Origin of the sequence: Methylomonas stagni (assembly GCF_050154735.1) — a bacterium.
Taxonomy (GTDB): domain Bacteria; phylum Pseudomonadota; class Gammaproteobacteria; order Methylococcales; family Methylomonadaceae; genus Methylomonas; species Methylomonas koyamae_A.
The window spans coordinates 1,702,673-1,716,819 of sequence record NZ_CP189557.1 but is presented as its reverse complement, the minus strand read 5'-3'; the positions used below and the strand labels follow the sequence as shown (position 1 = coordinate 1,716,819).

At 54.0% G+C, this 14,147-nt stretch carries 13 protein-coding genes; all 13 read left to right on the top strand.

All coding sequences use genetic code 11. The features are described from left to right. The first annotated feature begins 82 nt into the window (after positions 1-82). The 13 genes from ACP4CD_RS08060 to ACP4CD_RS08000 all read left to right on the top strand — a co-directional run bounded on the left by ACP4CD_RS08060 (position 83) and on the right by ACP4CD_RS08000 (position 14,135). The gene (locus ACP4CD_RS08060) at positions 83-472 is read left to right on the top strand and encodes a hypothetical protein (protein WP_426994180.1); all 390 of its coding nucleotides are present in this window, start codon (positions 83-85) and stop codon (positions 470-472) included. A 135-nt stretch (positions 473-607) separates the two neighbouring features. Next, a complete protein-coding gene (locus ACP4CD_RS08055) occupies positions 608-961 on the top strand; it encodes a hypothetical protein (RefSeq protein ID WP_426994179.1) in 354 nt (117 codons plus the stop codon). 307 nt (positions 962-1,268) lie between these two features. After that, positions 1,269-1,622 (top strand): hypothetical protein, encoded by a 354-nt coding sequence (locus ACP4CD_RS08050; RefSeq protein WP_426994178.1) that lies wholly within the window; start codon positions 1,269-1,271, stop codon positions 1,620-1,622. Between the two features lie 777 nt (positions 1,623-2,399). After that, entirely contained in the window at positions 2,400-3,251 is an 852-nt protein-coding gene (locus ACP4CD_RS08045; RefSeq protein ID WP_426994177.1) for a hypothetical protein, read from the top strand. After that, positions 3,248-4,357: a glycosyltransferase gene (locus tag ACP4CD_RS08040; RefSeq protein WP_064030805.1), complete on the top strand. Its 1,110-nt coding sequence runs from the start codon at positions 3,248-3,250 to the stop codon at positions 4,355-4,357. The genes ACP4CD_RS08045 and ACP4CD_RS08040 overlap by 4 nt, the downstream gene beginning before the upstream one ends. Before the next feature lie 8 nt (positions 4,358-4,365). Next, entirely contained in the window at positions 4,366-5,487 is a 1,122-nt protein-coding gene (locus ACP4CD_RS08035; protein WP_426994176.1) for a glycosyltransferase family 4 protein, read from the top strand. Positions 5,488-5,571: 84 nt separating this feature from the next. Beyond that, on the top strand, positions 5,572-6,927 hold the full coding sequence (gene yegQ, locus ACP4CD_RS08030) for a tRNA 5-hydroxyuridine modification protein YegQ (protein WP_426994175.1): 1,356 nt from the start codon (positions 5,572-5,574) through the stop codon (positions 6,925-6,927). A 17-nt stretch (positions 6,928-6,944) separates the two neighbouring features. Next, positions 6,945-7,430 carry a ribonuclease E activity regulator RraA gene (rraA, locus tag ACP4CD_RS08025; protein ID WP_064030886.1) on the top strand — a complete coding sequence of 162 codons (486 nt, stop codon included), beginning with the start codon at positions 6,945-6,947 and terminating at the stop codon, positions 7,428-7,430. Between the two features lie 37 nt (positions 7,431-7,467). After that, positions 7,468-8,424: a 4-hydroxy-3-methylbut-2-enyl diphosphate reductase gene (ispH, locus tag ACP4CD_RS08020; protein WP_064030803.1), complete on the top strand. Its 957-nt coding sequence runs from the start codon at positions 7,468-7,470 to the stop codon at positions 8,422-8,424. Between the two features lie 25 nt (positions 8,425-8,449). Next, positions 8,450-8,809, top strand: a complete 360-nt coding sequence (locus ACP4CD_RS08015) for a rhodanese-like domain-containing protein (RefSeq protein WP_313728326.1) — start codon at positions 8,450-8,452, stop codon at positions 8,807-8,809. After that, positions 8,802-9,200, top strand: coding sequence for an RNA-binding S4 domain-containing protein (locus ACP4CD_RS08010; RefSeq protein WP_064030801.1), 399 nt, complete (start codon positions 8,802-8,804; stop codon positions 9,198-9,200). The genes ACP4CD_RS08015 and ACP4CD_RS08010 overlap by 8 nt, the downstream gene beginning before the upstream one ends. 183 nt (positions 9,201-9,383) lie before the next feature. Then, a complete protein-coding gene (locus ACP4CD_RS08005; RefSeq protein ID WP_426994174.1) occupies positions 9,384-11,159 on the top strand; it encodes a hypothetical protein in 1,776 nt (591 codons plus the stop codon). Positions 11,160-11,171: 12 nt separating this feature from the next. Then, the gene (locus tag ACP4CD_RS08000) at positions 11,172-14,135 is read left to right on the top strand and encodes a DUF748 domain-containing protein (protein WP_426994173.1); all 2,964 of its coding nucleotides are present in this window, start codon (positions 11,172-11,174) and stop codon (positions 14,133-14,135) included. Positions 14,136-14,147 lie beyond the last annotated feature (12 nt).

Sequence of the window (14,147 nt, the reverse complement as noted above, 5' to 3'; positions counted from 1 at the left end):
TCTAAAGCTAACGATTCGAGCGGTTCAACATGCAACCAAAATTAAATCAAGGATGCGAGCGGTAGCGGTTCGCATGGTCGGGATGACTCTCAACAGAAGGATTATTGGGGCTGCTAACGACACCGGATATTTGGTTGAGAAACTTTACGCGTCTCAACGAGAAAGGCTGGAGATAATGCCTCCATCGGTATCCTTGGAGCGGGATTTCTCTAAACCCGAATTCCTTACTAAGGCTTGGGGGCGAAAAATCGAAAGTTTGGTGCCTGATCGTTGGAGCTACATTCCGAAAATGCCTGGTTATTTTACTGAAATGCGTTTCAAGAGTTTTGGTCTTCCTAATACAACGAAGTTGGGATGGGAAGAGTTTTTTTGGGGTAATTTACCCTGGGGTGTACACATGAGACGTTACAATAAGTCCAATCGCGACGTCAATGCGGAAACAGTGTTGTTGAACGATTTGTTGGGAAGATAGTCTCTACAAAGAGCGTTGGTCATAGAAGACCGGTTACCTATTTGATTATGCGGGAAAAATAATTGGATATTGCTTGAGTCGATTTTTTGTTTCGCATATTACATTCGGTAGACGTATCTGTTCGGGAGGACAACTGTGAATTTGGAAATATTCAAGGAGTTATTAGATAATATTCAACGGAAGGGACTCGCCTCGGATAGATCTATTAATGCTTTTTGGCGATATCAGCTAGAGAGGCTCGCGCCTTGCCTTTCGGATTTTGATAGTGATTTATCAAACATTACGAGCGAACAAATCGAATCTATTTTGCAAGCATTGGCTTATGATCAAGAGAGGGTTTCTCAGTCGCTAAATACCGAGATGCTGATTGATTTTGCTACCAATGTCTTGCCTAAACAGCAAAAAGTTTTCACGCGTCACTTCCTGGCGAAAAGCGAGACGTCGAGCACATTGGTGGTTTGTGGTTCTTGTGGCGAAAAAAATTGCTAGAGGAGTATCTTTCAGCTGTTAGGGAACACGGTTTGATTTCATCGATGACCACAATTCGCCATTGGTGGTATTACCGAAAACTTAAATCCTTTTTGCCTCATAAGCCCATTGTCTCGATCCTTGAAATCGGTGCTGGTTCGGGTTTTTTTGCACGATTACTTATTAACGACAATCCAAGTCTGCGTTACTTTGTCGTCGATCTTTCAGAGATGCTGTTAACTTCGTCGGCTAATTTAACCTCCAGCTTTCCCATGCTTCAGGCGTCTTTAAATTCTGTCGCTGACAATTCCGCCCCTGGACTTTTTTCTTGGAAACAACAGCGATAGAGTTCGTTTCGTCTGCCACTATTGACGTGGCATTGAATTTTAATTCAATGATGGAAATGAATATTGAAACCCGAAATTATTATTTGAATCAGATTTATCGAGTTTGTTCCGCAGGTGCGTTGTTTTACAATGTGAATCGGATGCAGAGAAAAATGTCGGACATTGGAGAAGCCAGTTATGTTAATAATCCCTTAACTTATCCCTATCGAAAAGAGGATGTTGTCATTGAATGGGAGCCTGACGAATTGCAGCAAGATTATCGTGCTCGGTTTGGTTATGGAGCAATCGAGAGTTTCGCAATTTCCAGTATTAGAAGAGTGAATCTGCCCCAATAGAAGTGGGACAGAGTTGTGGGAAATTTATTTAAATCAGTTTTGGCGCAGCGGTTGCTGCGTTCGCTTCGGCCTCATACCGGTATTCGGCCCAATTGGTCATGGTTGAACGATTTAGCCGAATGGAAAGCGGTTTTGAAAAGATCGTCTAGTGGTCCGACTGTGTTAGTAGCCACCAGTACCGGAGCCAACTGGCCGTGCAGTGGATTGGAAAGCGTTCTTGGTGTCGCTCTCACGCTACGAGGGGCCAAAGTGCGTTTTTTGCTCTGCGATGGCGTATTGCCGGCGTGCCAAGAGTGTGATAGCCAGTGGCTATCTGAAAAGCGGTTTGTCACAATGCGGGTAAATTCGGAAATTTGTCGAAGTTGCTATAAGCCCGCTAGATATATGCTTCAGCCGCTGGAATTACCGCTTGTGTACTACAGTCAGTACATGAACCCAGACGAAACTCTTCGCGCCATACCGGATTCTCCCGCGTTTGCCAAACACTCGCTTGCAGGAGCATTGCGTTTTTATGGACGGGGTACCTTGCCTGACGGTCTTGGCGCCGAGCGAGTCTTGGATAGGTATTTAAATGCTGCCAGAATTACATCTAGCGTATTAAATAGGTTGATCCTGGATAATAAACCCGACATCGCAGTATTCCATCACGGCATTTACGTGCCGCAAGGCATCGTTGGCGAGGTTTGCCGCGAAGCTGGCGTTAGGGTCGTTAATTGGGGGCCAGCATACCGCAAGTGCACAGTGTTGTTTAGCCACGGAGACACTTATCATTACACCATGATCGACGAGCCGGCCGAGTATTGGAATGATTTGGCTTGGTCCGAGGACAAGGAACAAGCAATCATGGGTTATTTGCATAGTCGTTGGACAGGCGGCAACGATTGGATCAGCTTCCAGTCAGACGCGGAGTTGGATAGCAGTCGGATTGCGGAACAACTGGGTTTGGAGCGCGGCAAGCCTATAGTCGGCTTGCTGACTAACGTGATTTGGGACGCGCAATTGCATTTTCGGCAGTCGGCGTTTCCATCCATGCTGGAATGGCTGTTCGCCAGTATCGACTACTTTATCTCGCGCCCGGATATGCAATGGGTCATTAGAGTTCATCCCGCCGAAGTCAAAGGTACCGTGCCGTCCAGGCAAAAAGTGGCTGACGAGATTGCGGCGCGCTACGGTTCGTTGCCCGATCATATCAAACTGGTGTTGCCCGAGGATAAGATCTCTACCTATGCGCTGATGTCGTTATGCGATAGCGCCTTGGTCTTTGGCACGAAAACGGCGCTGGAATTGGCTTGCACCGGCTTGCCGGTCGTCGTTGCCGGCGAAGCGTGGTGTCGCGGTAAAGGTTTTACAATCGACGTTTCCGATCCGGATCAGTATCGCCAAGTGTTGGAAAGCTTGCCGTTGGCCAGGCGCTTGCCGCCGGAACAAGTCGAATTGGCGCGCAAGTACGCATATCATTTCTTTTTCAGGCGAATGATACCGTTGAAGTGTCTGGCGCCGATCTCGCGTTTCGGTCCATATAAAGTCAATGTCACCAGGCTGGAGCAATTGATGCCGGGGGCCGATCCTGGACTTGACTTGATTTGCGATGGGATATTGAACGGAAAACCGTTTATTTACGACACATGAGTGGGCCGCTAGCGGAGCATACCCCGCGCCGATGGATTTTGCACGACTACATGCAGGTAAACGGTGGCGCCGAGCGTTTGGTGGTTGCGATGGCCAAAGGCTTGCCGGGTTTCGGTTTGGCGGTGTCGGCGCTATATCCGGATTACACGGACAGTGCCGACACCAGTGGTGTCGACATCCAAGTGCTTTCTTGCCAAACGCGTTGGCCAAGAATTGCGCAAGCCCTTTGGACTTTCGCGAGGCGGTTGCCGACGGTTCGACAGGCCGAGTTGGTTATTTATAGCGGGATTTACGCGCCGTTGGCGGTTCGTTCTCAGCGCGCGGGGCAACGGGTATATTATTGCCATACACCGCCGCGCTTCGCATTCGACCGCAAAGACGAGTATTTGCAGCGCGCACCCTCAGTTTTGCGTTGGGCGGTGAGTTTGCTGATAAACCTCTATCGTCAGGCGTATCTGCAGTCGGTCGCGCGGATGGATTTGATTCTGACCAACTCGGCGCATGTGCAACGGAGGATTTATCGGCAAACCGGACTCAAGGCCGAGATTTTGTATCCGCCGATTAACGTTGACGCTTTTCGTTGGCAGTCGGCCGGCGATTATTTTTTGTCGCTGGGTCGCTTGGAGCCGAACAAGCGGGTCGAGCGGGTAGTGCGGGCATTTATGGGTTTGCCGGGTCAGCGCCTGGTGGTTGCTTCCGGCGGATCGCAGTTGGCTTATTTGCAGCGGCTTGCTGAAGGTGCCGACAATATTCATTTCACCGGTTGGTTGAGCGAAGCGGGTTTGATCGAATTGATTGGCAACGCCAGGGCTTGTATTTACATTCCGTTGGATGAGGATTTTGGAATGTCGGCCGTCGAAGCGATGGCCGCCGGCAAGCCGGTCATTGGCGTTGCCGAAGGTGGCATGCTGGAAACTATTGTCAATAATGAAACCGGGTTTTTGCTGCCGGCCGACCCGAGTCCCGGGCAAATTGCCGATGCGGTCGTCGCGATGAGTCGCGAACGTGCGGCGTCGATGCGTGCAGCTTGCGAAGGACGGGCGGCGGGCTTTTCCGAAGAAAAGTTTCTCGAACGATTATGCTCGTTACTCGATAACGGTGCATAATTTACGGAATGAGAGTTTTACATTTTTACAAGACGGCGTTTCCGGACACGATGGGAGGGGTGGAACAACTCATCCACCAAATCGCCAGAGGCGCTAGTATGCGCGGTGTGCAGGTTGACGTATTGTCGTTAACGCCGGAGAAAGTGGATCGCACGGTTGTGATCGAAGGCTATTTGGCGCACCGGGCTCGAATGGATTTGCAAATTGCGTCGACCAGCATCTCGGTATCGGCCCTCCTACGGTTTGCCCAACTGGCCAGGAAGGCCGACATCGTTCATTATCACTTCCCTTGGCCGTTCATGGACGTTGTGCATTTTGCGACGGCCGTCAACAAACCCACTGTATTAACCTACCATTCAGACATCATTCGACAACGGAATCTGTTGAAGCTTTATCGCCCGCTCAAGCGGCGGTTTTTAGGGAGCGTCGACCGGATCATCGCGACGTCTCCGAATTACTTCGCGACCAGTGATGTGCTGGAAACGTTTGCCGATAAAGTTCGGGTCATTCCAATCGGCTTAGACAAAGCCAGCTATCCGGAACCCACCGCGGAAAATATACAGGCGTGGCGGGAGCGGTTGGGCGAGCGGTTTTTCATGTTCGTCGGCGTGTTGCGCTACTACAAGGGTTTACACATCTTGTTGGAAGCCATGCGGGGTGTCGATTATCCGGTGGTGATCGTCGGAGCGGGGCCGATCGAGCAAGAATTGAAGGCCCAAGCGGCGCGGTTGGGTTTGAGTAATGTGCACTTTCTGGGGCACTTGCCGGATGAGGATAAAGTGGCCTTGCTGGCTCTGTGCTATGCGGTGGTGTTCCCTTCCCATCTGCGCTCCGAGGCGTTCGGCATCTCTCTACTGGAAGGCGCGATGTTCGGCAAACCGATGATTTCCAGTGAAATCGGCACCGGCACGACCTTTATCAACATCGGTGGTGAAACCGGAATGGTCGTACCGCCCAGCGATCCGATAGCACTTAGACAGGCCATGACTTATCTGTGGGAGCATCCCGAGGAAGTCGCGAAAATGGGTGCCGCGGCCGAGGCTAGATATTGGCAACATTTCACTGCCGAGCGCATGGTTGAGGCCTATCTGGATATTTATCGCGAGTTGCTGGCAAACCGCAAAGCGTGATCCGCGTGGATTGTCGAGAACCCTCTTTGGGTGTGGGTTGGGATAATTTGTTAAAATGCGTCTCACCTGATTTTTGAGATGGACATGAAACACGTCGAACTTCTTTCCCCGGCCGGCACGATTCGGAACATGCGTTATGCGTTCGCGTTCGGCGCCGACGCGGTATACGCCGGCCAACCGCGTTACAGCTTGCGAGTGCGCAATAACGATTTCCTAGCGGACAATCTGGCCAAGGGGATAGCCGAGGCACATGCGATCGGCAAGAAATTTTACTTGGCCGCCAACGTCATTCCGCATAACGCCAAGGTGAAGACGTTCGTCAAGGACATGCAACCGATTATCGCGATGGGGCCGGACGCGCTGATCATGGCCGATCCAGGCCTGATCATGATGACCCGCGAACAATGGCCTGACATGCCGGTGCACTTGTCGGTCCAGGCAAATACCGTGAACTATGCCAGCGTCAAATTCTGGCAACGCATGGGGGTGGAGCGGATCATTCTATCGCGGGAATTGTCGTTGGACGAGATCGCCGAGATTCGCCAGCAATGTCCCGACATGGAGTTGGAGGTGTTCGTGCACGGTGCGTTGTGCATCGCCTATTCCGGGCGTTGCCTGTTGTCCGGCTATTTCAACCATCGAGACCCCAATCAGGGGACTTGTACCAATTCCTGCCGTTGGAAATACGACACCAAGCCGGCCGACGAAACCACCGAAGGCGATTACGTGTTGGCGGACAGGCCGGTGTTGTCGATGAACGATCTCAGCCAGGGCTTGAGTAGCGCTAGCTGCGGTGGTGCCGAGCGTCATCCGCTGGCCGATCAGATTTATTTTCTCGAGGAAGAAGGTCGGCCCGGCGAGTTGTTGCCGGTCATGGAGGACGAGAACGGCACTTACATCATGAACTCCAAGGACCTGCGCGCTATCGAACACGTGCAGCGTTTGGTGGAGATCGGCGTGGATAGCCTGAAAATCGAAGGGCGGACCAAATCGCATTTTTACGTGGCGCGTACTGCGCAGACTTACCGTCAGGCGATCGACGACGCGCTGGCCGGCCGGCCGTTTCAGCCGCAATTGCTGGGTGTTCTGGACAATCTGGCCAGTCGCGGTTACACCGATGGTTTTTATCAGCGTCATCATACGCACGAGCATCAGAATTATCTGTCCGGTTATTCCAAGAGCCATCAGCAACAGTTTTGCGGCGAAATCACCGCCTACGATTCCGACACCGGTCTGGCCGATGTCAGCGTCAAAAACAAATTCGCGGTTGGCGATCGGTTGGAAATGATTTTGCCGGGCGGCAATCGGGATATCGTTGTCGATCGGATGTTGGATAAATACGGCAATCCGATGCAAGAGGCCTTGGGCGGCGGTTACGAAGTGCGAATTCCCTTGCCTAGCGAAGACTGTCGCTACGGCTTGTTGGCGCGTTATTTTTGATGGACTTGGAGGCCGATTTGGCATTTCTGACCGCCGATTTATGCGATCGCTTCGGCGATGCGGAGAATTTCCAGGTCGCCGAACCCATGCTGCGCCATTTCGGCGGGCGCCAACGGTTTTGCGGGCGAATCGCCACGCTGAAGGTTTTCGAGGACAATTCCTTGGTGCGTAGCGCATTGGAGGAAGATGGCAACGAGAAGGTGTTGGTGATCGATGGCGGTGGCGGCAAGCGTTGTGCCTTGTTCGGTGATACCTTGGCAGCTCTGGCGATCGAAAACGGCTGGAGCGGCATCATCGTCTACGGTTGCGTGCGCGGCGCGGAACTGTTGGCGCAACTGCCGATCGGCGTAATGGCCCTGAATACCCATCCAATGCGTAGTCGTAAGCATGGTCAAGGCGACCGTGACGTGATGATCACGTTTGCCGGGGTCAATTTCAAAAAAGATCATTACCTCTATGCCGATAGCGATGGAATTATCGTCGCCGAGACAAAATTGGATTAGAATTCCAATGCCTTAACCTAGTAAAACACTCAAGAATATGCAAATCGTACTCGCAAACCCTCGTGGATTCTGTGCCGGCGTGGACCGGGCCATTGAAATCGTCGATCAAGCCATCGATACCTTCGGCGCACCAATTTATGTGCGTCATGAGGTCGTGCACAACCGGACCGTGGTCGACGGATTAAAGGAAAAAGGCGCGGTGTTTATCGAGGATTTGAGCGATGTGCCGGTCGGCTCCTATCTGGTGTTCAGCGCGCACGGGGTTTCCAAGCAGGTGCAGCGCGAAGCCGACGAGCGACAATTGACGGTGTTCGATGCCACCTGCCCGTTGGTGACCAAAGTTCACATGCAGGTCGCCAAGCATGCCAAGCAGGACCGGGAAGTGATTCTGATCGGCCACGCCGGACATCCGGAGGTGGAAGGCACGATGGGGCAGTACGAAAAATGCACCGAGCACGGCAATATCTATTTGGTGGAAACGCCGGATGACGTTAAAAACCTCAAAGTCAATAATCCGGATAATCTGGCCTATGTCACGCAAACGACGTTGTCGATGACCGACACCAAGGTGATGGTCGACGCGCTACGCGAGCATTTTCCGTCGATCAAGGAGCAGAAAAAAGACGACATATGCTATGCCACCCAAAACCGTCAGGATGCGGTGCATGATCTGGCGAAAATTTCCGATCTGATTTTGGTAGTTGGCTCCCCCAACAGTTCGAATTCCAACCGTTTGCGGGAAATCGCCGAACAGCTCGGCAAATCCGCGCACTTGATCGATACCTATCGCGACCTGAAACAGGAATGGTTGTCGGGCGTGGATGTCGTCGGCGTCACAGCCGGCGCGTCGGCGCCGGAAGTGTTGGTACAGGAAGTGATCGATCAATTGAAAGCCTGGGGCGGCGCCGACACCCTGGTCCGCGAGAATAAAGGTATAGAGGAAAAAGTGGTATTCTCTATTCCCAAGGAATTGAAGAAGCACATGGAAGCCTAACTTAATCAGCCCAACGAGGAACCGTATGGCTATTACCGCGCAAGATTTAGTCGCCGCCGCCAAGCAGCAGATTTCGGAGATCGACGTCGCCGCCGCTCGCGAACGCTTGACGACAAATTTGATTCTGGATGTCCGCGAGCCCAACGAATTTGCCGCCGGCCATTTGCCGGGCGCGGTCAATATTCCACGTGGCGTACTTGAATTCCAAATTTGCGGACATCCCGCTTTCCAAGGTCGGCAACAAGCCCCGACCGTGGTGTATTGCCAGGGAGGCGGCAGGTCGGCGTTGGCGACTCAGGTATTGCAGCAGATGGGTTATTCGGCGACGGTCAGCATGGCCGGCGGTTTCAAGGCTTGGGCGGAGAGCGGTTTGCCCGTTGAGTGAGCAAGACGAACTCCGTATCGATAAATGGCTATGGGCCGCACGGTTTTTCAAGACCCGCGGCTTGGCGTCCGACGCGGTCAGCGGCGGAAAGGTGCATGTCAACGGCCAGCGCTGCAAGCCCAGCCGGGATGTTCGGCTCGGCGATCGCATCAGCATCACCAAGGATCAGTATACCTGGGATATTCTTGTCACCGGTTTGAATCGGCAACGCCGTCCGGCCCAAGAGGCGGCCCAATTGTATGTCGAAGACGCGGCCAGCGCCGCCAAACGGCAACAATTGGTGGAATTGCACAAACAGCAGCAAGCCGCGTTCCCAGTCTCGGAGCGTCCCTTCAAACCCAACAAAAAGCAACGCCGGCAAATTCATCGTTTCAAAGAGGGTTCGGCTTGACCGGACCTCGTTCAACAAAACGATAGCCACACTTCCCGCAAGACTTTATTATTCCAGCGTTGTGCGCGCGCCGGAATAAGCCGGTGTTTGTCAAACGGCGGCCGGACCTTAAGTCCGGCCTAAGAACCGGCGTTTAGTTTTCCGGTACGCTTTCACCCACGCAAGATTCCAAAAGGTTTTTGAATGTCGCAACGCTGTTTTTTCATAATCGCGCAAGCGGTGCTGGCCAGTGGATTGCTGGTCGGTTGCGCCACCACTCGGCAATTGGCGGTGGATTATCCGAAAACCGAATCGGTAGCCGTCAAGCCGTTGCGAGGGCAAACGACGGTTTCCGGCGACGATTACTACGTGCAGTGGCTGTCTGAGTTCGAGTTCAAGGGCGACAGCGCATTGAAAGGCGGTTGCAATGAAATGGGCGGTCATTACGAAAACGGCGATTTGTCGGCCGCCGTCGTGTTCGCGGTGCATAACGACGCCTTGAAGCTGCAGCGCGAAGCCAGCGGATTTCTTTATCAGGCGACGACCGGGCGGTGCAATTTCAAACTGGAGACCAAAAAGGCCAATTTGACGCCGTGGTTACGCTTGGATTCGGCCAAGGACACCCAGATTGAATACCGCTTTCTGACCAGTAACAGCCACGAGTCTAATCTGTCGCAGCTGGTCGAGGATCTGAACACCGCCAGCGGTTTGTTTGCGTTGACCGGCGTCGGTACCGGCATGGCGGTGATGGGGAAATTGGCCGGCAACTGGGTGGAAAGCAATCCGCCCGTGGTCGCGAAAACGCCGACGCCGGCCGGCAAGCTCAGTTCCGAGACCCACACGCTGCCGGCCGGCGTCGTACTTAACGCCGACAGCGCAGGTCTCAACCAAACCCGCTTGCCGGTTTACGAAGTGCTCGAAGGCGGTTGGAACATTTGGTCGTCGGAAACCAAGATGCTGGGCGAATTGCGGATTTATCCGGAATTGGTGTCGTCCCTGCTGCTGAAAACCGTTGGCGACGCGACGCCGGACGCTCACGACCTGTCTCTGGAAGAACTGTGGCGGGCGCCGATACAAACCGCCAACGGCGAACAGCGTCTCCAGCAATTGCTGGCTCAAATCGATGCCGCCGATCGGCCGAATCTGCAACCGGATTGGCGGGATTACAGCGATGTCGAGACTCAGTGCCGGCGGCTGAAACTGGTCATGAAGGACTTGGGGTTCAATAAATTCGACCGCAACGCCTTGCTCTACTATTTTCTGAATAAATCGCCGGATTGGAAGAATTTCAATATCTCGATGCAGCGGGCGATGACCGATGAGATCCGGCCCAAATTGTTGGAGCAATACCGTTCCACCAACTTTTCCGGCTGTTTGGCGCCGGAAGATTATTGGGTCATGAAGAGCATGCGTCTGGCGGTCAATACCGAGCAGGACTGGGATGCGCTGGCCAGTTCCAGGCAAAAGAAGGAAGGCATCTTGAATCCGGTGCAGTCGGCGGGCCGACAATTGCTGGCGGCCCTGAAAAGCCCGGATAAGGATGAAGTGGCCCGTCAACTGTATCCGCTATTGAATACCGAAAAGGCCGGCAACGGTAGCGTATTGCTGCAAAACCATTTGAGTAATTTCGGCCTGGAAACCTTGCTGCAACTACCGCCGATTCCCGACGAAGGCGTGGTCGTTAGTGCCGCGCAATTGGCCGGCGTGTTCGCCGGTCTGAACGTCGATAGTTACAGTTGCGCTAGGCCGGCCCAGGAACAAGGTCAGCCGCTGGCCCATATCGGCATTCTATTGTTCGCCACCAAGCCGGGCAGTCCTCGCGACAAAGGCGGCGCGCTCGAATTCGAACTGGCTCAGGGCCGCATCGTGCGTTTGGCGTTTCAGCATCCGTCGTTTCGCGATTTCGAACAGAATCTGGCCGATTATCCCGATCTCGGCGGCTGTCGCATCGACGCCGAATTTCTGAATCGACTGCATTAACACGGGGGTGCCATGGTCCTGAAACGCTCCACCGGGTATTGGATAGGCGGCACGCTGGTCGGCTTGGTCGGTTTGTATGCGGTGGCCGGATACTATGTTTTGCCCTATTGGGCGAGAACCCGCTTGCCCGAAATCGTTCACCAGGCCACCGGCGCTCAGTTCGGCATCGAGACGGTGGCCTTCGATCCTTTCGAATGGCGGGCTGAGTTGCGGGGGATACGTTTGACGGGTGCCGACGGCAAGGATTTACTCGGTTTGGAGAGTCTGGTTCTGGATATTCAGGCGATGGAGTCGCTAGGCATGCGCGGTTTGGCGGTAACGGCGATCGAATTCGGCAAGCCTACGATCAGCCTGGAACGTCGCGCCGACGGCCGTCTGAATCTGGCCGATTTACAACCCGTCCAAGCCGAGCCGGACCCTTCGTCCGAGCCTGCTAAAGAAGACTCGCCGCCGCCACTGTTGATTCACCGGCTGGCGATCGATGCCGGCGAAATCCGTTGGCGCGACGCGTTGGCGGGCGAGGATGCCGCCGAAACGCTGATGCCGCTGCAGTTGGAAGTCGCCGAGCTGGGTACCGTCAACGCGAAGGACGGCGCAAGCGGGCGGCTGGCGGTGGGCTTGGCGTCCGGCGGTACCCTGAATTGGCAAGGACAACTAACCCTGATGCCGTTGGTCTCGACCGGCAGCCTAAGGCTGGAGGGTATTGTCGTCCCGAAATTGCTGAAATTGGCGCCGAAGGACGTGCTGCCGGTTACGATCGACGCCGGCCAGTTGTCGGTCACCGCCGATTATCATCTGAGCCAGCACGACGGCGGTGTCAATTTGGCGCTAAACAACGGAGTTATCGACCTTAAAAAGTGGGCGATCAGCGAGCCGGCCCAGCATCGCTCGTTACTGGACTTGCCGTCGTTGACGCTTAGCGGCGTGGCCGTCGATCTGCAGGACCGGCAGTTGACCATCGCTAAAGTCGCCGCCGACGATGCGGCGATCCAAGTTTGGCTGCAAGCCGATGGCGTGGTGAACTACCAAGCCTTGTTTGCCGAGCCCGGCCAATCAAGCGCCAACGCGTCCAATCCGGCCGCCGCTCCGCCGACGCCCGCTGAGCCCGCCAAACCTTGGCGAGTTAAGGTCGACGACATGGCATTAAGCAATCACCGCATCGAGTTCACCGATTACAGTCTGACTAAGCCGGTGACGCTGGAGTTGACCGAACTGGCCTTGGCGGTGCGCGGTTTCGATAGCGCCAATCCAGGCAAGTTACCGTTGACCTTCGCTACCCGTATTAACCAAAAGGCGTCCTTGAAACTGGCCGGCGATACCGTTTTGCAACCCTTCGGTGCCGCGTGGCAGGTAACGCTCGATAACTTGCTGATCAAGCCGTTTCAGGCTTATCTCGATCCCTATTTGAATCTGGAACTGGTGGATGGCGCCGTCAATCTGGACGGCAATCTGCAACTGACAACCACTGATCAATTTCAACTTACCTTTACCGGTAACGCCAACATCGACAATCTGGTAACCCGCGATCAAATCAAGAATAAGGATTTCTTGAAGTGGTCGGACCTGACCCTAGCCGGCATCGACATCGATCTGAACCAGCAGGATTTTAAAATCGACCGGGTGGTGTTCGAACGGCCCTATTTTCGCTTCAACATCAAGAAAGACGGTACGACCAATGTTGACGAACTCAGCGTCGTCAAGTCGCCGGCTCAGCAAAACGGGTCAAAAGTGGCGGAAGCACCGACCAAGCCGGACGTGAAATCCCCGGAACCGAAATTGGTCATCGGCAAAATCGAGATGAAAAACGGTCGCTCCGATTTCGCCGATTATTCGCTGATCTTGCCTTTCGTCGCGGAAATGAAACGCCTGAATGGCGAAGTCAGCGGTTTTTCGACCGAGAAAGACGCCTACGCGCAACTGGATTTGCAAGGCAAGGTTTACGATCTGGCGTCGGTCGATATCAAGGGCAAATACCAATTCCAAACCGGCAATACCGATGTCGGCCTGAAGTTTACCCACATGCCCTTGCCGCTGATTACGCCTTACATGGCCGAATTCGCCGGCTATAAAATCGAAAAAGGCCAGATGGCGCTGGATTTGCAGTACAAAATCAGCAAGGGCCAATTGGAGGTCCAGAACAAATTGTTCATCGATCAGTTGGCGCTGGGCGACCACGTCGAGAATCCGAAAGCGATGTCGCTACCCTTGCATCTGGCCATTGCGTTACTGAAAGACGCCGACGGTCGGATTAATCTGGATTTCCCGATTTCCGGCAGTCTGGAAGATCCGAAATTCAGCCTTGGGGCACTAGTTAGCGACGTATTGGTCAATCTGATTGCCAAGGCGGTGGCTTCGCCGTTCAAGATGTTTGGGGCACTGCTCGGCGAGGATAAGGATTACAGTGTCGTAAAGTTCGGTCCGGGTAGCGCCAAACTGGCGGCCGAGGAGTCCGCCAAACTCGATCAACTTGGGCAGGCCTTGACCACCAAACCGGAATTGACGCTGGAAATCAAGGGCAAGGCTTATGAAACCCAGGATTGGCCGGCGATGCGTTACGATGCGGTCAAGGATGTTCTGAAAAAAATGAAATCCGGCGAGTTGCGCGATCAGGGCCAGAAAATCCGCCATGAGTATCTCGAGTTGTCGGACGACGAATACCGGCGTCTGCTGGCCAAGTTTTTCGGCGAAGTGTTTCCCGAGGAATTGGATCGCGGCCTGTTCGGCAAGCCACGCTTGAAAAGCGATCCGAATGTAGATTTTTACAGCGTCGCTCAACAGCGCCTGGAAGGTATCTTTCATCCCGATCCGCAGCGCTTGACCGAGTTGGCGGTGGACCGGGCCAATCACATCGCCCAATACGTCACCATGCAGGGCAAGGTCGAACGAGGGCGGGTTTACATCTTGGCGCCGGAATTGAGTCAAGCGGAAACCGCCGACGGCCTGAACTCGGTGTTGTCGTTGGGGGCCTTGCCCTGACCGAGCGCGAAA

Excerpts from the sequence above, each read along its gene's own strand:
- ACP4CD_RS08000 (WP_426994173.1), top strand. The coding sequence starts at position 11,172 with ATGGTCCTGAAACGCTCCACCGGGTATTGGATAGGCGGCACGCTGGTC.
- ACP4CD_RS08060 (WP_426994180.1), top strand. The coding sequence starts at position 83 with ATGACTCTCAACAGAAGGATTATTGGGGCTGCTAACGACACCGGATAT.
- ACP4CD_RS08005 (WP_426994174.1), top strand. The coding sequence starts at position 9,384 with ATGTCGCAACGCTGTTTTTTCATAATCGCGCAAGCGGTGCTGGCCAGT.
- ACP4CD_RS08015 (WP_313728326.1), top strand. The coding sequence starts at position 8,450 with ATGGCTATTACCGCGCAAGATTTAGTCGCCGCCGCCAAGCAGCAGATT.
- ACP4CD_RS08045 (WP_426994177.1), top strand. The coding sequence starts at position 2,400 with ATGATCGACGAGCCGGCCGAGTATTGGAATGATTTGGCTTGGTCCGAG.
- ACP4CD_RS08040 (WP_064030805.1), top strand. The coding sequence starts at position 3,248 with ATGAGTGGGCCGCTAGCGGAGCATACCCCGCGCCGATGGATTTTGCAC.
- ACP4CD_RS08035 (WP_426994176.1), top strand. The coding sequence starts at position 4,366 with ATGAGAGTTTTACATTTTTACAAGACGGCGTTTCCGGACACGATGGGA.
- ispH (WP_064030803.1), top strand. The coding sequence starts at position 7,468 with ATGCAAATCGTACTCGCAAACCCTCGTGGATTCTGTGCCGGCGTGGAC.
- yegQ (WP_426994175.1), top strand. The coding sequence starts at position 5,572 with ATGAAACACGTCGAACTTCTTTCCCCGGCCGGCACGATTCGGAACATG.